Annotated in this window: 18 protein-coding genes and 1 riboswitch; of the genes, 6 read left to right on the forward strand and 12 right to left on the reverse strand. The window is 63.4% G+C overall.

The annotated features are described in order from the left end of the window. From HP547_RS15480 to cobO, 3 genes are all read right to left on the reverse strand, one after another. Positions 1 to 242, reverse strand: a 242-nt coding sequence (locus tag HP547_RS15480) for a nitroreductase family protein (RefSeq protein ID WP_172286744.1), incomplete at its 3' end; no start/stop codon positions are given. Next, a complete protein-coding gene (locus tag HP547_RS15485; RefSeq protein WP_172225409.1) occupies positions 239 to 1,534 on the reverse strand; it encodes a cobyrinate a,c-diamide synthase in 1,296 nt (431 codons plus the stop codon). The genes HP547_RS15485 and HP547_RS15480, both read right to left, overlap by 4 nt. After that, positions 1,531 to 2,142: a cob(I)yrinic acid a,c-diamide adenosyltransferase gene (cobO, locus tag HP547_RS15490; RefSeq protein ID WP_172225412.1), complete on the reverse strand. Its 612-nt coding sequence runs from the start codon at positions 2,140 to 2,142 to the stop codon at positions 1,531 to 1,533. Before cobO ends, HP547_RS15485 begins: the two co-directional genes overlap by 4 nt. A 119-nt stretch (positions 2,143 to 2,261) precedes the next feature. After that, positions 2,262 to 2,482: riboswitch (cobalamin riboswitch) on the reverse strand. A gap of 167 nt (positions 2,483 to 2,649) precedes the next feature. Between cobO and HP547_RS15495 the strand changes: the two genes are divergently transcribed. Next, the gene (locus HP547_RS15495) at positions 2,650 to 3,228 is read left to right on the forward strand and encodes a hypothetical protein (protein ID WP_172225415.1); all 579 of its coding nucleotides are present in this window, start codon (positions 2,650 to 2,652) and stop codon (positions 3,226 to 3,228) included. Positions 3,229 to 3,248: 20 nt separating this feature from the next. Here HP547_RS15495 and HP547_RS15500 read toward each other — a convergent pair whose 3' ends face one another. Further along, positions 3,249 to 5,792 carry a dermonecrotic toxin domain-containing protein gene (locus tag HP547_RS15500; protein ID WP_172286745.1) on the reverse strand — a complete coding sequence of 848 codons (2,544 nt, stop codon included), beginning with the start codon at positions 5,790 to 5,792 and terminating at the stop codon, positions 3,249 to 3,251. A gap of 157 nt (positions 5,793 to 5,949) precedes the next feature. On the opposite strand from HP547_RS15500, the gene HP547_RS15505 reads away from it, so the two are divergent. Next, on the forward strand, positions 5,950 to 7,266 hold the full coding sequence (locus HP547_RS15505) for a sorbosone dehydrogenase family protein (protein WP_172286746.1): 1,317 nt from the start codon (positions 5,950 to 5,952) through the stop codon (positions 7,264 to 7,266). Between the two features lie 45 nt (positions 7,267 to 7,311). Here the strand turns inward: HP547_RS15505 and HP547_RS15510 are convergent, their stop codons facing one another. The 5 genes from HP547_RS15510 to HP547_RS15530 form a co-directional block, all read right to left on the reverse strand. Further along, the gene (locus HP547_RS15510; protein WP_172230639.1) at positions 7,312 to 7,845 is read right to left on the reverse strand and encodes a C40 family peptidase; all 534 of its coding nucleotides are present in this window, start codon (positions 7,843 to 7,845) and stop codon (positions 7,312 to 7,314) included. 136 nt (positions 7,846 to 7,981) lie between these two features. After that, positions 7,982 to 8,629 (reverse strand): C40 family peptidase, encoded by a 648-nt coding sequence (locus tag HP547_RS15515; RefSeq protein WP_172230642.1) that lies wholly within the window; start codon positions 8,627 to 8,629, stop codon positions 7,982 to 7,984. A 127-nt stretch (positions 8,630 to 8,756) separates the two neighbouring features. Then, complete coding sequence (gene hda, locus HP547_RS15520) at positions 8,757 to 9,464, reverse strand: DnaA regulatory inactivator Hda (RefSeq protein ID WP_056796562.1); 708 nt, start codon at positions 9,462 to 9,464, stop codon at positions 8,757 to 8,759. 151 nt (positions 9,465 to 9,615) lie between these two features. Further along, the gene (locus HP547_RS15525) at positions 9,616 to 10,689 is read right to left on the reverse strand and encodes an AI-2E family transporter (RefSeq protein ID WP_172286747.1); all 1,074 of its coding nucleotides are present in this window, start codon (positions 10,687 to 10,689) and stop codon (positions 9,616 to 9,618) included. Between the two features lie 12 nt (positions 10,690 to 10,701). Continuing rightward, positions 10,702 to 11,757 (reverse strand): DUF2066 domain-containing protein, encoded by a 1,056-nt coding sequence (locus HP547_RS15530; protein WP_172286748.1) that lies wholly within the window; start codon positions 11,755 to 11,757, stop codon positions 10,702 to 10,704. Between the two features lie 315 nt (positions 11,758 to 12,072). Here HP547_RS15530 and purM point away from each other — a divergent pair, with 315 nt between their 5' ends. The 4 genes from purM (at position 12,073) to HP547_RS15550 (ending at position 14,859) form a co-directional block, all read left to right on the forward strand. Beyond that, a complete protein-coding gene (purM, locus tag HP547_RS15535) occupies positions 12,073 to 13,131 on the forward strand; it encodes a phosphoribosylformylglycinamidine cyclo-ligase (protein WP_016485267.1) in 1,059 nt (352 codons plus the stop codon). Then, on the forward strand, positions 13,131 to 13,784 hold the full coding sequence (purN, locus tag HP547_RS15540) for a phosphoribosylglycinamide formyltransferase (RefSeq protein WP_172229543.1): 654 nt from the start codon (positions 13,131 to 13,133) through the stop codon (positions 13,782 to 13,784). The genes purM and purN overlap by 1 nt, the downstream gene beginning before the upstream one ends. A gap of 8 nt (positions 13,785 to 13,792) precedes the next feature. Continuing rightward, positions 13,793 to 14,503: a DUF3108 domain-containing protein gene (locus HP547_RS15545; RefSeq protein WP_172229545.1), complete on the forward strand. Its 711-nt coding sequence runs from the start codon at positions 13,793 to 13,795 to the stop codon at positions 14,501 to 14,503. Between the two features lie 173 nt (positions 14,504 to 14,676). Beyond that, on the forward strand, positions 14,677 to 14,859 hold the full coding sequence (locus tag HP547_RS15550; protein WP_012270943.1) for a hypothetical protein: 183 nt from the start codon (positions 14,677 to 14,679) through the stop codon (positions 14,857 to 14,859). Positions 14,860 to 14,925: 66 nt separating this feature from the next. Here HP547_RS15550 and HP547_RS15555 read toward each other — a convergent pair whose 3' ends face one another. From HP547_RS15555 to relA, 3 genes are all read right to left on the reverse strand, one after another. Then, a complete protein-coding gene (locus tag HP547_RS15555) occupies positions 14,926 to 15,465 on the reverse strand; it encodes a DUF2058 domain-containing protein (protein ID WP_172229549.1) in 540 nt (179 codons plus the stop codon). Positions 15,466 to 15,491: 26 nt separating this feature from the next. After that, on the reverse strand, positions 15,492 to 16,325 hold the full coding sequence (gene mazG / locus HP547_RS15560; protein ID WP_172229551.1) for a nucleoside triphosphate pyrophosphohydrolase: 834 nt from the start codon (positions 16,323 to 16,325) through the stop codon (positions 15,492 to 15,494). Between the two features lie 92 nt (positions 16,326 to 16,417). After that, positions 16,418 to 18,102 (reverse strand): GTP diphosphokinase (gene relA, locus HP547_RS15565; RefSeq protein WP_172286749.1); only part of this gene is annotated, 1,685 nt, incomplete at its 5' end.

Consider the following 18,102-nt stretch of genomic DNA (forward strand, 5'->3'; position numbering starts at 1 on the left):
GTACGCACTCGCTCCGCCTCCACCAGTGCCTGGATACGTGTACGCAGGTCACGCTGGGTAATGCGGATGAAGCGCCAGGGCTGCATCAGCCCGACACTGGGTGCCTGGTGCGCGGCAGCCAGCAGGCGGCCAAGCAGTTGCGGCGCTACCTCGCCAGCGGCGAAATGGCGCATGTCGCGGCGCTCGCCGATGGCCCGGTAAATGGCGGCGCGCTCGGCGTCGCTGAAGGCGTGCTGGCTCATGGTCGCAACAGCGCCGCCGCCGCGTCCGGGTTGGAGGGGAAGTAGAAGTGCACGTAGGAAGCCGTCAGCCGCCCCAGGCGATACACCGCTTCATTGCCCCGCCCGCCGTTGGGGCTCAGGCCGCGAGCGATCGGTTCCTGCGTGGTGCTGGTCAGCGAGTGGTGATAGGTGTGGCCACGCAGGGTGCCTTCCGGCAGCGCCACTGCTTGCAGGGCCAGCGCTGCCAGGCGCTTCTGCATGGTTGCCTCGCCGGGCAGCAGGCCGAGCAGTTCGGCACGTTCGCCTGCCACATCGGTCAGGGCATCAAGCAGGTACAGCATGCCGCCGCACTCTGCCAGCAGCGGTTTTCCCTGGGCGTGATGGGCACGGATCGCCTCGCACATCGGCGCGTTGGCAGCCAGGGCGTGGTGGTGCAGTTCAGGGTAGCCGCCCGGCAGGTAGAGGCTGTCGACCGCAGGCAATTCGCGGTCATGCAGCGGCGAGAAAAATTCCAGGTGTGCACCCTGGTTGCGCAGCAGTTCGAGGTTGGCGCCATAGGTGAAGGCAAAGGCTTCGTCCCGTGCGACACCAATACGCACGCCGGCCAGCAAGGCAGCACTGGCTTGTGGCTCGGGCGCGGCAAAGGCCACTGGCGGCGGCAAGGCAGCATCGCAACTGGCGCCCAGCGCCTCGGCGGCGGCGTCCAGGCGTGCGTCGAGGTCGTTCAGCTCGCTGGCCTGGACCAGGCCCAGGTGACGGCTGGGCAGTTCGATGCCACGCTCGCGCGACAAGCCACCGTACCAGCGCAAGCCTTCGGTCAGGCTGCCCTCCAGCAGTTGCGCGTGGCGCAGGCTGCCGACACGGTTGGCCAGCACGCCGGCGAATGGCAGGTCGGCCTGGTAACGTGCCAGGCCCAGGGCCAATGCGCCGAAGGTCTGAGCCATGGCCGTGCCATCGATCACCGCCAGCACCGGCACGCCAAAGTGGCGCGCCAGGTCGGCGCTGGACGGCGTGCCGTCGAACAGCCCCATTACCCCTTCGATCAGGATCAGGTCGGCGTCACCTGCGGCTTGCCACAACAGGCGGCGGCTTTCCTCGGCACCGATCATCCACAAATCCAGTTGATAAACCGGCGCACCGCTGGCACGTTCCAGAATCATCGGATCGAGAAAATCTGGCCCGCATTTGAACACCCGCACCTTGCGCCCGTGGTTACGGTGCAAGCGGGCCAACGCAGCAGTAACGGTGGTCTTGCCCTGGCCCGAGGCCGGTGCCGCGATCAACACGGCGGGGCAATGACGGGGCTGGTTCACAGTTCTACGCCCTTTTGTGCGCGGATCCCGGCCTGAAAGGCGTGCTTGAGCATGCCCATTTCGGTCACTGTGTCCGCCAGCTCGATCATCTCGGGCTTGGCCGCACGGCCGGTGACGATCACATGCTGCATGGGCGGACGGGCCTGGATGTCGGAAAGCACCTGGTCAAGGTCGAGATAGCCATGCTTGAGAGCGATGTTCAGCTCATCCAGTACCACGAACTGCACGCTCGGGTCCTGCAGCAACTGGCGCGAAACGGCCCAGGCCGCTTCGGCGGCGGCGATATCACGCTGGCGGTCCTGGGTCTCCCAGGTAAAGCCTTCGCCCATCACGTGGTAGCGCACCTGCTCGGGGAAACGCCGGAAGAACAGCTCCTCACCGGTGCTGTTACGGCCCTTGATGAACTGCACCACGCCACACTGCATGCCATGGCCCAGGGCGCGCGCGAGCATACCGAAGGCCGAGCTGCTCTTGCCCTTGCCATTGCCGGTCAGCACCAGCAACAGGCCGCATTCGTTGGGGGAATTGGCGATACGTTCGTCGATGATCGCCTTCTTGCGCTGCATGCGCGCCAGGTGGCGTTCGTCGCGTTCGGTGGGTTCGCTCATCAGGGTTCTCCGCTGGCTGGCGCCACGGCAACGCGCGACGGCAGGTAATAGGCAGGCAAACGGAGAACGCGCAGGGGCCGCGGCCGCAGGCCACGGTGCACCGCGCATCACCCTCCGTGATGCCGTTGGCAGTTTCAGGCCGGTCTCCGGGCTTGTGAGCGGGCCTTGGCCCGGGCCTGCGCGCCTTCCCGGGTGCTGGCACCCAGTGGCCCTGCGCGGCCGCGACTCACCTACCGTTGCGGGGGCAGCGCCGGAATCGCGCCCTGCTGGCGCCCACCGGCTTCCCAGTTTCACCCTGCCAGGTCGAGGCTGGCAGGGCACCTGAAACACGCGCGAAGGTTAGAGGGTTGCACCCTGAGCGTCAATCGAACCGGGACCATTGCGGTCGAACAGGCACGCCACCGCGCAATGGCCAAATCCCCAAGGTGTGCCACACTCAACCCAGTGATAGCTCATAGCCATCACCCGCGAGTGAATGGGAACACACCTGCAACAGGAGAGCGCAGCATGCGAGGCCAGATCATCAACAACCCGCGCCTGGAGTTTCTCAGCCCCGTGCTGGAGCGCTGGGTCGACTGCATCGACCGCTTCAACCAGTTTGCCGGCGATGCTGAAGCCCCTTACTGGCACGGCGCCGCTGCCAACGTCGGGCTGCTGGCAGCGGCCGCCTGGCAGGCCGAGCTGGCAGCATTGCAGCAGTTCGCCGGCAAGAAGCAGCGCGACGAAGGCGAAAACGAAGGGCGTTGCGACCTGTCGATCATCAGCGCCGAGGAGGCCCTGTACCTCAGTACAAGCCAGCGCTGGCCGAAGGTCGGCCGGCTGGACATGGCTGGCGCCCTGCAACAGACCGCCGCCCTCGCCCGACAGGTGGCCTACCCGAGCCAGTTGAAGGCGGCGGCGCTGTTCATCAGCCCCTGGAAAGCAGGCCAGCACGCCAGCCCCGAAGAACTGCAGGACCTGGTCGACGACCTGAAAACGCATACCGCCTGCGCCATCGCCTGGTACTTCCCGTATGCCTATCGCAAGCTGCACAACGAGCAAGGCCAGTACTTCCCGGGGGTGGCGCTGCTGCTCAAACAAGCCTGAGCAGCGGGACGGCCACAAGATCAGGCCGGGAAGAAACGATCGACCAACTGCGGGCTACCCAGGCGCTGGAGGTAGGCGTCCCTGGCAAACACCACGCCAGTGCGCAAGTCATACACCGGACCTGAAGCCGGCTTGGGTACCTGGCGCAACCGGACATTGACAAAGCGGTAGTCCGCCCCGGTGATCTGGCCTATATGCTCGATCTGGAAATAGGCGCCAGGCATGAACAAGGTTTCGGCTTCCTCCTTGTAGGCAGAGAACGCCGTGACCGGAACGCCACTCGAATACGCGCCAGCAGGTAGTTCGAACACCACTGAACTTTCATCGAACACACCGAGTTCCCCCGTACTGGCCATGTCATCCGGGTCGGCGGCGAACTTGCGCATCATGTATGGGTTTTCGGTGAAGGATGAGAGATCGGTGTTGACCAATGTATCGCCTACCTTGAAACGCCCACTGCGAAAATGCACGCCACTGGTGCCTCGTACCCCGTGCCCGCCGCGGTAAAGGGGGACTGCAGCATCCCGGGGCAGGCGCTCCATACTGGTTGCAAGCTTGTTCAGGTAGCGGACCGACGAGCTGGTTCGCTGCCCCTCACGCAGGAAACTGTTGATCGAATCATCATGCGTGTAGACCTCGATCAGGCTGTTGTTGTAGCCCGCGCCCTCCCGGTAGGTGTAATGCGCCTGCCCCTCGTACTCGACGTATTCGTATCCCTGGGAATCGGATAACGGATCGCCCCCGTCAGGCACCAAGGCGATATCCGCTGAATCCAGCAGCGCCTGATGCCGCAAGAACGCCTCAGTGGAAATTGCAGCACTACGCTGCTGGTTACTGCGCATGTACTCGTCCCAGAATGGCGATGTCTCACTTGCCAAGCCGTCGTCAGGGGCCCCACCCGTCAGCCGCGGCGGTTCGAGCATCTCCCATTCGCCACTACCTGACAGGCGCACCGGGCGTATGGGGCTGAAGGCGAACGGGTTGTCCGGGTCAACCACCAGCCAGTGCTCGAGCTCGCTGCTGTAGCGCACCCGGTACGGCAGGCCACCCAGGTCAATCCAGCATTCGCCATTGGCGCCAAGCCGGATGCCCTTGAGCTCGTCGGCGCCAAGCGGCTTGCCCGCCAGCAGTACATTGGCCTCCTGCCCCTCCAGCACCTGTTCAGGCGCGGGTGCCACTTGCCAGCCGGCCAGTGAAGCCTCTGCCTCGTGAAATGCGGGTCGATACGACAGGGCTCTGAGCGTGCTCGCAGTCTTGGCGTCGACCTCGACCATGCCCAAGGCCGCGAAGATACTGTCGAATATCGCTGCCCCCAGCGCTGCCTCGCGGCCCTCGCGGGTACGGGCATGCAGGCCCTGGTCGATATCTACATACAGCTTGGCAAGCGACAGGCCCAGAATCGCCAGCGGCAGGCTTGGGCATAGCGGCGCAAAGTAGAACGAGAACCGTAACAACACATCGACATAGCCGCTGAACATTCCTTCCCGCAACCGGTGGTTGTCCACCAGCATTTCAGCGTTGTGCCTCATGTTCTGCGCAGCGTCCTTCCCCAGGTGGGCGAAGAAATCACCTGAAACAGGCCTGTATGAACGCGCCAGCAGGCCCAGCGCCTCGTGCCCCCCCGGGCTATCTGCAATGGTCTGCAGGGCCTCTCGTGCATCATCCGTTTCCACCGTCAACTGCGGGTCTGTGACGATGCCCGCCAGTACACGCTGCACCCCCGCCTTGCTACGCAGCTGGGCGCTGAACCATCCGGCCATCGCTTCCGGTGAGTCAAAGCCGCGCAGTGTCTGTTCATCGAAAGGCAGGTAAAGCACGGTTCGCCCGTGTGGTAGCGACAGCACATACATCCACACCCGCCCAGCCCCTGCGGGGTGGCAGGCGCTGACGGCTATTTCGCTGGCCCCAGTCGGCTGACGCAGTTGTGCCAGGGTCGGCACGCTGCCTTGGGGCTTCAAGCCGATATTCACCAGGCTTCGCAGTTGCGAGGCATCGTCGCCAGTGATGCTGCCTTCGCGCAGCGCTCGCGCGCATTCACCCATCAGGTTGACCTTGGCCAACACCTGAAAGTCGCCCGCATGGGCAACCCAGAAGTCATTAACCTGCTGGCGCACGACCTGGGCAAAATCCAGCTTCCAGAAGTCGCGCTGTACATCGCGCGCCAGCATCGGCACTTCGTTACGTTCATCGAACCAGGGGGCATGGGGGCCCTGTCGGTAGAAGCCACCGTACAGGTCGAGCTCATCGGTGGCGTCCTGAAAGCCCAGGTCGAAACGCTCGATCACCAGCTCGGTCAGGCGCAGCGACTTGACCGGGGGGCCGCTGTGCGCCCAACCGTTGAAACTGCGGCTGCTGGAACTGGCACCCGTGAACTGGTGCCACCAGACACGGTCCGGATCCCAGTCTTTTTTCGTGTGCTGGCGCACGATGGCACTGGCATGGTCGCGGGCCAACCGGTAGGGGTCGGGGTACTCGCGAACAAAATCCCGCGCCAACTGCGCCAGCTCATGACCAGCCCCCAGCACTCGAAGGTTATGCAGCATTGCCTGTTGCAGGTCGTACATGGTCGTTTCCTGATAGATGCCGGAAACGAAATGTTCGTCAGCTGCACACCCCTGGCGGCGGTAGATATATCTGAGCGCGGTAGGTGACCCTGCCTGACTGAACCCAACGTGCAGCAGCGAGTTCTGAATGCAAAAGACTCCCTGCAGAGCAGCGCACATGAACCGAACCCGCACCCTCACTGCACTGACAATCGCGGCATGCCTGGCCGGCTGTGGCGAAACAGCCCTGTTGAATGTGGACCAGGGCAGCGGCCCGACGCCGCAATTGCCCGCCCCTAGAAAGTCCCTGATTCCCACCGTAAACGTTGCCCCGGCGATCGGCTGGCCGCAGGGCGGCAAACCCACGGCCGCAGCAGGCACGCAAGTGGTGGCGTTTGCCGACAAGCTCGACCATCCGCGCTGGTTGTACGTGCTGCCCAACGGCGATGTGCTGGTGGCAGAAACCAATGCACCGCCCAAACCCGAAGATGGCAAGGGCATACGCGGATGGTTCATGGGCAAGGCAATGCAACGCGCAGGCGCAGCGGTGCCCAGCGCCAACCGTATCACCCTGTTGCGCGATGCCGACCATGATGGTGTCGCAGAACTGCGCACACCGTTTATCGAAGGGCTCAACTCCCCGTTCGGCATGGCCTTGGTTGGCAATGACCTGTACGTCGCCGACACCGACAGGCTGTTGCGCTTTCACTACCAGCCGGGGGCTTTGCAGATAGGTGAAAAAGGGCAGCCGGTGGTCGAGCTGCCAGGCGGTCCGCTGAACCACCACTGGACCAAGAACGTGGTGGCTAGCCGCGACGGTAAAAAACTCTATGTGACGGTTGGCTCCAACAGCAATGTGGGAGAAAACGGCATGGACAAAGAGCAAGGCCGGGCGGCCATCTGGGAAGTTGACCCGGCCAGCGGCCAGCACCGGCTGTACGCCACCGGCCTGCGCAACCCCAACGGGCTGGCCTGGGAACCACACAGCGGGGCATTGTGGACCGCTGTGAACGAGCGCGACGAAATTGGCAGCGACCTGGTGCCGGACTACATCACATCGGTGCAGGACGGCGGCTTCTATGGCTGGCCCTACAGTTACTACGGGCAGCATGTAGACACCCGGGTGCAACCGCAGAACCCGCAAAAGGTGGCCCAGGCACGGGTGCCGGATTATGCGGTAGGCCCACACACCGCATCACTCGGGTTGGCATTCGCCGCCCCCGACGCTTTGCCGCCGCCCTTCAACCAGGGGGCACTGGTGGGCCAGCACGGCTCGTGGAACCGCAAGCCACACAGCGGCTACAAGGTGATTTTCGTGCCGTTCAACGCTGCCGGCAAACCATCGGGGCAGCCTGTCGACCTGCTGACGGGGTTTGTCGATGGCAGCGGCAATGCCATGGGCCGACCCGTAGGCGTGACCAACGACGGTCGCGGGGGCGTGCTGGTGGCGGATGACGTGGGCAATGTGGTCTGGCGAATCAGCAGGCTGCACTGAAGCAAAACCGCGGGCTGTCGCCGGCATGCCGGCGATGGCACCGGGTTAAGGATTCTGTGCAAGATGCCCTGCCGGGATCACCCGCTTGGCTTCCAGGTATGCCTTCGCCCAATAGCTGTTGGACAGGTAATCCAGGCGAACCGTGCCGCCAGTGGAAGGAGCATGGACAAAGCGCCCCTCACCTACATAGATACCCGCATGGCTGACCTGCGAGCCGCCGCTGGTGGCAAAGAACACCAGGTCACCGGACTGCAGCGACTTGGCGTCCACCGTCGGCGCACGCATGACGATCATCTCCCGCGTCGAACGCGGCAGGCTGATGCCGGCAGCATCACGGTACACATACTTGATCAGGCCACTGCAATCAAAACCGGAGTCCGGGGTGTTGCCGCCCCAGCGATAAGGCGTGCCTACCAGACCGATGGCACGGATCAGCACGTCATCGGCAATGGGCGAAGGGCTGGGCTGACTGTAGCTGACCTGCGGCTGCACCACAGGCGCCGGCGCGGGCGCGCGGCTGGAGCAGGCAGCCAGCAAGGCCGCCAGGGAGAGAAATGCAAAGCGCGCCATCTTTATCATGGCCAGACCATCCTGTCCGAGACTGCTGAACCGCAGCCGAAAAGAGTTGAGAATTCAGATTAGACGACTTCTGTAAATGCGCACGGCGGCGAGCTTTTTTCAAAGCATCGCCGCCGTGGCGGGTGCATCCGTTTCATCAGTTGCGCGCGATGTTGGTCGGCGCCATGGCCAAGGCGCGCTTGGCTTCGATGAAGGTCTTGCTCCAGTAGCGGTCACCGAGGCTGTCGATGCGCACGCCACCGCTGCGGCGGCTGCTGGAGTGGATGAACTGGTTGTCACCCAGGTAGATGCCGGCATGGCTGACGCGACCGCGGCCATTGGTGCTGAAGAACAGCAGATCACCCGGCTTGAGCTTGTTGCGTGCCACTTTCGGGGCATCGACGTTGATCATTTCACGCGTGGAGCGTGGCAGGGTCACGCCCGCCTCTTCGCGGAACAGGTAGCCGATGAAACCGCTGCAGTCGAAGCCGGACTTTTCCGAGGTACCACCGAAGCGGTAGCGGGTACCGATCAACGACATGCCACGCTCGAGAATGCTGTCCGCCAGTACTGGCAGCTGGTAAGGCTTGCTGCTGCTGGAGAAGACCTCCAGGTCATCTTCAGTGGCCAGCTCTTCCGGTTCGCCGAAAACCGACGAGGTCGAGGCTTTGGCCTTGACCGCCGACTGTGCGGCGATCGGGGTGTGATCCTGAGGTGCTGATTGAGAAGCCGGGCCATGGGCCGCGCAGCCAAAAAGCAGGGTCACGAGTGCGAGTGGCACGAGGGGTGCGAAGCGCTTCAGCATGGGCACGACCGTGTCTGTAATCCTTTAGAAGGGGGAAACTATGCCCTCTATCATGGCCATTTGCAAATTTTATCGAAAAACATGTGACTTTTTCGTTTTGCCGCTCTGGCCCAAGGTTTTCAGGGGGTTACCAGCCGAGGGTTTCCTTGAGAAAAGGGATGGTGAGCTTGCGCTGTGCCTGCAGCGAGGCCTGGTCGAGGCGCTCGAGCAGGTCGAACAGCGCACTCATGCTGCGCGCGCCACGGGTAAGGATGAAGTGACCGACTTCGTCGGTGAGGTGCAGGCCACGGCGCGAGGCACGCAGCTGCAGGGCGCGCAGCTTGTCTTCGTCGGACAGGCCACGCATCTGGAACACCAGGGCCAGGGTCAACCGCGACTTGAGGTCCGGCAACTTGATCGGCAGTTCGCGTGGCGAAGCCGAGGCTGCCAGCAACAGGCGTCGGCCGCTGTCACGCAGGCGGTTGAACAGGTGGAACATGGCCTCTTCCCAGTCTGCCTTGCCGGCGATCACGTGCAGGTCGTCGATGCACACCAGTTCATACTGGGCCAGGTAGTCGAGCAGCTCTACACCGCGCTCGAGCAGTTGTGCCAAGGGCAGGTAGACCGCGGGCTCGCCGCGCTGCTGAAAGCGGTGGGTGGCAGCCTGCAGCAGGTGGCTACGGCCAACACCCTGCTTGCCCCACAGGTAGATAAGGCTCTCGGTCCAGCCGGCGTCGGCTTCGCATAGCCGCTCGACGTAGCCCAATGCCGCAGCATTGGCGCCCGGATAGTAGTTGATGAAGGTGGCGTCATCGCGCAGGCGCACACCCAGGGGCAACTGGATCGGTGGTTTCATGCTCGCGGGCGGTCGGCAGGACCGCAGGGGGCCTTTGGTGAACAATGTGCAAAGTCTATACCCGCAGCGCTGGGTGCACAATCACGGCATCGGATAGCGCAAGGAAAATCAACAGGTTGCGGGTTTTGGGGTGGGTCGGAAGTATATGGCATCACAATTCCGGGTCCACATCCCCGGCATACATATCCGATTCCTTGTACAAATCATGCACATGCCGCAGCAGCACCATGATCACCGCGGCCACCGGCAACGCCAGCAAGACCCCGGTAAACCCGAACAGCTCACCGCCGGCAAGGATGGCAAAGATCACTGCCACCGGATGCAGCCCGATGCGGTCGCCCACCAGCAACGGCGTCAGCACCATGCCCTCCAGCGCCTGCCCGACCATGAACACGGCAACAATGCCCAGCATCGGGTACAAATCGCCGCCGAACTGGAACAGGCCGGCCACCAGCGCTGCACCAATGCCGATGATGAAGCCCATATAAGGAACGATGGCCGCAAGGCCCGCGAGCATGCCGATCAGCAGCCCCAGCTCCAGCCCCACCAGCATCAGCCCGGCAGAATAGATGAACCCCAAGGCCACCATCACCATCAGCTGGCCGCGCACGAACGCCCCAAGTACTTCATGGCATTCGCCCGCCAGGCCGACCACATCTTCCTCATGCTGGCGTGGCAGCAAGCTGCGCAGCTTGGCCATCATCAGGTCCCAGTCACGTAGCAGATAGAACCCCACGACCGGAATCAGGACCATGTTGGCCAGCCAGGCCATCAGCGCCAGGCTCGACGCCGTCGCCTGTGACAATACCACCCCGACAATGTCGGTGGTCTGCCCCATGTGTTCGCTGATGGCCGCCTTGATCTTGTCGAACTTCCAGAAACCATCGGCCAGCCCCAACCGGTGTTGCACCCAGGGCAGCGCCACATGCTGCAACCAGTCGAGCATCTGCGGCGCCAGCTCGTACAAACGCACCAGCTGCTTGGCCAGCATTGGCACCAGCACCAGCAACAGGGCCATGAACAGCAGAGTGAAGAGGCCGAACACCACTACCACCCCCCAGGTGCGTGACAACCCCCGGCGCTCAAGCCAGTCGACCAGGGGGTCGGCCAGGTACGCCAGGAGAATGCCGATCAGGAAGGGCGTGAGAATGTTGTGCAAGCTGTACAACAGTACGGCGAGCACCAGTGCAACGCCCAGCCAGATCCAGCGACGCATGTCAGTCAATTTTGGAGCTCCTTACCAACGGAATCGCAGGCCATCGAACGGCTTGGGTGCAGGTTGCGCCGGCACGGCCGGGTCTTGCCCGGCAACTGGTGCCGGTGTCGCGGGCGCGGCTTGCTCTGCCGGCAGCTCCTGCAGCTTGGCCAGGGCAAGCTGGGCACGCAGCTGTTCACGGTTGGCGGTGACGCCATAGGTCAGGGTGGTCCCTTCGGCCAGTTGCAGGCGTGGGCCATAGGGCTCAAGCACACGGGCCAACTCCGCGTAGCGCTGCAGGCTCATCCCCTGCACCTGCACCTGCAATTGGCTGCTGGCGCCGGGGCGGGTGACATAGCGTGGCGCCAGGCGGCTGCTTACCGCCAGCATCACCGCATCGGCCAACGCCGCCTGGTCGGCGCCCTCGGCATTGCCCTGCTCGCGCTGGTCGCCCAGCCACAGCTGCCACTTGCCCTGCCACTTGCCGTCGGCCTCCTGGGCATGCACCGCCAGCAAGGCATCGGCGCCGTAACGTTCGGCGGCCTGGCGCAGCGGCGCCGGGTCGCTGGCTTCGAGCTGCTTGGCATTGGCCACCAGTTGTTCCTGCAGGTCAGCCAGCGGCAGACGCAGTGGCAAGCCACGGTGCTGGGCGGCACGGCGCAGGGGCTGGGCGCTGGCCTGGCCGTCACCGACCAGGCTGCTGCCCTCGACACTGTCGTTCAACCACCAGCCAAGGATCGACGGCCGGTTGCTGCCCCACAGGGCCAGGCCGGCCTTGCGCAGGGCCCGCTCGGTACTGCCAGGGTCGAATTCGACCAGCACCGACTCGGGTGGGCCGGCTTCGGTGCCCACCTGGTTGATGATTTGCTGGGGGTCCTTGCGCAGCTCGGCAAGGGCCGGGCTTTGCGCCGCCTTGGGGTCGCCGGTCAGGCGCAACACCAGCGTGTCAAGGGCCTGGGCAGTGGCGGCGGTACGCGCCTCAGCCCCCTGCCCGGTGACCGGTTCGCGCACCTGGTAAAGGCCGGAGACATTTTCAGCCAGGGCAGTGGCCGAGATCAGGGCCAGGCAACCTGCTGCCAGAATGTTGAACAAACGCATGGAGGGTTCCTGTCCATTCACCGCAATGCCTATACCTTATACACGGGGGCGCCAGGTAACCAGTCGCGCGGGTGAAAGATTGGTTGCTGCAGATATGCCTGGATCCGAAAGGTGTCGGATCTCAGAGGTTCAGCGCCTCACCTTTACCCACTTTAATGCCCTGCCCGTCGGCCTGAGGATGGCCGCTGCCCGGCAACCCTGATAAAATCGCGCGCCTTCACAGACCACTGACGTTTCAGGCAGCCGCCGCTCACCCGCCGGCCTTGGCCGTCATGGTCGTTTTTAAGAATCCCTCCCTCCTAAAGGCCTGGATCAATGAGCAAGCAACCCTCCCTGAGCTACAAGGACGCCGGTGTAGACATCGACGCCGGCGAAGCACTGGTCGAACGCATCAAGGGCGTGGCAAAACGCACCGCACGCCCTGAAGTCATGGGTGGCCTGGGCGGCTTCGGCGCCCTCTGCGAGATCCCGGCCGGCTACAAGCAGCCGGTGCTGGTCTCCGGCACCGACGGCGTCGGCACCAAGCTGCGCCTGGCGCTGAACCTGAACAAGCACGACAGCATCGGCCAGGACCTGGTCGCCATGTGCGTCAACGATCTGGTTGTGTGCGGTGCCGAGCCACTGTTCTTCCTCGACTACTACGCCACCGGCAAGCTCAACGTGGACGTAGCCGCCACCGTGGTGACCGGCATCGGCGCCGGTTGCGAACTGGCCGGTTGCTCGCTGGTCGGTGGTGAAACCGCCGAAATGCCAGGCATGTACGAAGGCGAAGATTACGACCTGGCCGGCTTCTGCGTAGGCGTGGTGGAAAAGGCCGAGATCATCGACGGCTCCAAGGTTGCCACCGGCGACGCGCTGATCGCCCTGCCGTCCTCCGGCCCGCACTCCAACGGCTACTCGCTGATCCGCAAAATCCTCGAAGTGTCCGCTACCGACATCGAGAACACCCAGCTGGATGGCAAGCCGCTGACCGACCTGCTGATGGCCCCGACCCGCATCTACGTCAAGCCGCTGCTGCAGCTGATCAAGAACACCGGCGCCGTCAAGGCCATGGCCCACATCACCGGTGGCGGCCTGCTGGACAACATTCCGCGCGTCCTGCCGAAAAACGCCCAGGCCGTGGTCGACGTGGCCAGCTGGCAGCGCCCGGTAGTGTTCGACTTCCTGCAGGAAAAAGGCAACGTCGACGAGCATGAAATGCACCGCGTGCTGAACTGCGGTGTCGGCATGGTCATCTGCGTAGCCCAGGACCAGGTCGAAGCGGCCCTGAACGAATTGCGCGCCGCCGGTGAACAGCCGTGGGTGATCGGCCACATCGCCGAGGCCGCTGAAGGCGCTGCCCAGGTCGAGCTGCAGAACCTCAAGGCACACTGATGCCAAGCAAGACCTGCAATGTAGTGGTACTGCTGTCGGGCTCCGGCAGCAACCTGCAAGCCCTGATCGACAGTTGCCAGGGCCAGGACAGCACGGCGCACATCCGCGCGGTGGTGTCCAACCGCGCCGATGCCTACGGCCTGCAGCGCGCTGCGGCCGCCGGCATCGACAGCGCCGTGCTCGACCACACCCGCTACGACGGCCGTGAAGCCTTCGATGCCGCGCTAATGGCGTGCATCGACGGCTTTGCCCCGGACCTGGTGGTACTGGCCGGCTTCATGCGTATCCTCAGTGGCGACTTCGTACGCCACTACCAGGGCCGTCTGCTCAATATCCACCCGTCGTTGCTGCCCAGATACAAGGGCCTGCATACCCACCGCCGGGCCCTGGAGGCAGGCGACGCCGAGCATGGCTGCAGCGTTCACTTCGTGACCGAGGAACTCGATGGCGGGCCACTGGTCGTACAGGCTGTGGTGCCGTTGGTGTCTGATGACACCGTCGAAAGCCTGGCTCAGCGGGTGCACTGTCAGGAACATCTGATCTATCCGCTGGCAGTGCGCTGGTTTGCCGAAGGGCGCTTGCGTCTTGGTGAACAGGGTGCATTACTGGATGGCCAGCCGCTGCCCGCCAGCGGTCATTTGATTCGATCCTAGGAGAACTTATGCGTCGCGCCCTGCTCTTGGCACTTGCCGTGCTCGCCCTGCCCCTCCAGGCAGCTGATCTGAAGCCGTTCTCGGCCAGCTACACCGCCGACTGGAAGCAACTGCCCATGAGCGGCACCGCCGAGCGCAGCCTGGTCAAGAATGCCAACGGTACCTGGGACCTGAACTTCAAGGCTTCCATGATGATCGCCAGCCTGACCGAGCAAAGTACCCTGCGCCTGGAAAACGACACTCTGCTGCCGCAGAAGTACCACTTCGAGCGCGGTGGCCTGGGCAAGGCCAAGAAGGTCGACCTCAATTTCGACTGGACCGCCAAGAAGGTCACTGGCAGTGACCGTGGCGATGCCGTCAGCCTGCCGCTGAACCGCGGCGTGCTGGACAAGTCGTCTTATCAGCTGGCGCTGCAGCATGATGTGGCCGCTGGCAAGAAGAGCATGACTTACCAGGTGGTTGATGGTGACGAGATCGACACCTACGACTTCCGCGTACTGGGTACCGAAAAGGTCACCACCAAGACCGGCCAGGTCGATGCGGTAAAGGTCGAGCGCGTGCGCGACCCAAGCCAGAGCAAACGCATCACCGAGCTGTGGTTTGCCAAGAGCTGGGACTACTTGCTGGTGCAACTGCGCCAGGTGGAGACCGATGGCAAGGAGTACGTGATCGTGCTGCAGGATGGCACGGTCGATGGCAAGCCGGTGAAAGGCAACTGATACTGCCCTGCCAGCAACACCTGAAGCCCCGCCCAGTACGGGGCTTTTTCATGGCTGGGCGGCCTACATGAAACTTGTTTCATGCCTGTTTTATTTACTTAGCCTGCTAACAAACTCTATAAAGAAGGTGTGCGACACAGTGTCGCAGCCAACTGAAGAAGTGGAGTTTACCGATGACAGTCCAAGTAACCGAACGCGACGAATCGAAAATGTCCCACGAAGGCCTGGCCGCTGGCGTGCGGATCTGGGATGTGCACCAGCAAGGCCAGCTGGTGGGCATGTTCCACAATGAGCACGAAGCGCATCAGTACCGCGTAGAACTGGAAGACCTGGAAAACCAGCGCACCACGCAATGACCGGGCTTTCAACGCAATGACCCAGCCTTCAAAAGAAAAACCCCGCCAAGGCGGGGTTTTTCGTGCTTACCACATCAGATCGTCAGGGATCTTGTAGGCCGCGTACGGGTCGTCCTCGTCCGCTTCCTCGACATGGGTGTTGAGCAACAGGATGCGACCAGGGTCACGCTCCTGGATCTTCACTGCCGCTTCTCGCGGAATCACCTCGTAACCACCACCATGGCCCACCACAGCCAATGCACCGTTGCTCAGCCGGGTACGCATCAGGGCGTTGACGGCGATGCGCTTGACCTTCTTGTCGTCGACGAAGTTGTAGTAGTCCTCGGTATTGAGCTTGGGCAGGCGGGTAGCTTCGATCAGTTGCTTGATCTGCGCGGCACGGGCCTTCTGCTCGGCCTTTTCCTGCTGCTGGCGGTTCAGCTCCTGGTCACGCTTGGCTTTTTCGGCCATGGCTTCCTTGGCCAGGCGCTGCTGACTGTCGTCCACCTCGACCTGGCCCTTGTGTTCCAGGCGTTTCTGTTTCTTCTCGGCCTTGGTGGCCTGAGAAACCTGTTTCTGGTTGACCAGACCGGCTTTGAGCAATTGGTCGCGAAGGGAAAGGCTCATGAATGTTCACTCACTTATGCAACAGCTCAGCCGCAGCTGGGCAGGTTCTTTTCCTGACGTTTGGCTTCACCCCAAAGGGCGTCCAGCTCGTCAAGGCTACAATCTTCAATGGGGCGGCCACTGTCGCGCAATGCCTGTTCGATAAAGCGAAAACGCCGCTCGAACTTGCGGTTGGCGCGGCGTAGGGCATTTTCCGGGTCCTGCTTGAGGTGCCTGGCCAGGTTGACGGCGGCAAACAGCAGGTCACCGACTTCATCTTCCAACGCATCGGCGTCGCCATCGGCCATGGCCTGAAGCACTTCATCCAGCTCTTCGCGCACCTTGTCCAGCACCGGCAAGGCCGCTGGCCAGTCGAAGCCGACCGTGGCCGCGCGTTTTTGCAGTTTGGCTGCCCGCGACAGCGCCGGCAAGGCTGCCGGCACATCGTCGAGCAGCGAGAGCTGTTCGGGCTGGCTTTTTTCGGCGCGTTCTTCGGCCTTGATCTCTTCCCAGCGTGACTTGACCTGGGCTTCGCTCAGGCTGGGGGTATCCACCGGGGCGTAGAGCTCGCCGGTGGGGAAGACATGCGGATGGCGGCGGATGAGTTTGCGGGTGATGCTGTCGACCACGCCATCAAACTCGAAACGCCCCTCCTCCCGGGCCAGCTGGCTGTAGTAGACCACCTGAAACAACAAGTCGCCCAGCTCGCCCTGCAGGTGCTCGAAATCGCCGCGTTCGATGGTGTCGGCGACTTCGTAGGCCTCTTCGATGGTATGCGGGACGATGCTCGCGTAGTTCTGCTTCAGGTCCCATGGGCAGCCGTATTGCGGGTCGCGCAGGCGGGCCATGAGGTGCAGCAGGTCGTCGAGGGTGTAGGTCATTCAGGCAGGTCCTTCGGTGGTGGCTTCTTCGCGGGTAAACCTGCTCCCACAGGTGCGGGAGCGGGTTTACCGGCAAAGCAGGCGCCGCGGTCTCAAGGGGTACGGTTACGCCGCGTCTCGATGATGTTCGGCAGCTGCGAGATCCGCCCCAGCAGGCGCCCAAGGGCGTCCAGGCCCGGAATCTCGATGGTCAGCGACATCAGCGCGGTGTTGTCTTCCTTGTTCGAGCGGGTGTTCACCGCCAGCACGTTGATCTTCTCGTTCAGCAGTACCTGCGACACGTCGCGCAGCAGGCCGGGGCGGTCGTAGGCGCGGATGACGATGTCGACCGGGTAGGTCTGCACCGGAATCGGCCCCCAGCTGACCTGGATCATGCGCTCCGGCTCCTTGCCGGCCAGCTGCAGTACCGAGGCGCAGTCCTGGCGGTGAATGCTCACGCCGCGGCCCTGGGTGATGTAGCCGACAATGGCGTCGCCGGGCAGCGGCTGGCAGCAGCCGGCCATTTGCGTCAGCAGGTTGCCAACACCCTGGATCTGGATGTCTCCACGCTTGCCGGTACGCGGCCCGGTGGGCTTGCGCGGTACCAGTTCGATCTGCTCGATGCGGTCGGGCTCCAGCAACTGCTGGGCGGCATTGACCAGGTGGGCAAGGCGCAGGTCGCCGGCGCCGAGCGAGGCGAACATGTCCTCGGCGGTCTTGACGTTGGTCTTTTCGGCCAGGCGCTCGAAGTCCACCTGCGGCAGGCCCAGCCGGCTGAGCTCGCGCTCGAGCAAGGTCTTGCCGGCGGCGACGTTCTGGTCGCGCGCCTGCAGCTTGAACCAGTGCACGATCTTGGCCCGCGCCCGCGAGGTGGTGACATAACCCAGGTTGGAGTTCAACCAGTCACGGCTGGGGTTGCCGTGCTTGCTGGTGATGATCTCCACCTGCTCGCCAGTCTGCAGGCTGTAATTGAGCGGCACGATGCGCCCGTTGATCTTGGCGCCGCGGCAGTTGTGACCGATCTCGGTGTGCACGCGGTAGGCGAAGTCCAGCGGCGTGGCCCCCTTGGGCAAGTCGATGGCGTGGCCGTCCGGGGTAAACACATAGACCCGGTCCGGCTCGATGTCGACCCGCAGCTGCTCGGCCAGGCCACCGATGTCGCCCAGCTCCTCGTGCCATTCCAGCACCTGGCGCAGCCAGGAGATCTTTTCTTCGTAATGGTTGGAGCTGGGCTTGACGTCGGTGCCCTTGTAGCGCCAGTGCGCGCACACCCCCAGCTCCGCTTCTTCGTGCATGCCGTGGGTGCGGATCTGCACCTCCAGCACCTTGCCCTCGGGGCCGATGACTGCGGTGTGCAGCGAGCGGTAGCCGTTCTCCTTGGGGTTGGCGATGTAGTCGTCGAACTCCTTGGGGATATGCCGCCACAGGGTGTGCACGATGCCCAGCGCGGTGTAACAGTCGCGGATTTCCGGGACCAGCACGCGCACGGCGCGCACATCGTAGATCTGGCTGAATTCCAGGCCTTTGCGCTGCATCTTGCGCCAGATCGAATAGATATGTTTCGCCCGGCCGCTGATGTCGGCATTGACGCCGGTGGCCAGCAGCTCGTTCTGCAGCTGGTTCATCACATCGCTGATGAAGCGCTCGCGGTCCAGCCGGCGCTCGTGCAGCAGCTTGGCGATCTGCTTGTACTGGTCGGGTTCGAGGTAGCGGAAGGACAGGTCTTCCAGCTCCCACTTGATGTGACCAATACCCAGGCGGTGCGCCAGCGGCGCATAGATGTCGAACACCTCGCGTG

It is taken from the genome of Pseudomonas sp. CM27, from assembly GCF_013179515.1.
Classification (GTDB): Bacteria; Pseudomonadota; Gammaproteobacteria; order Pseudomonadales; family Pseudomonadaceae; genus Aquipseudomonas.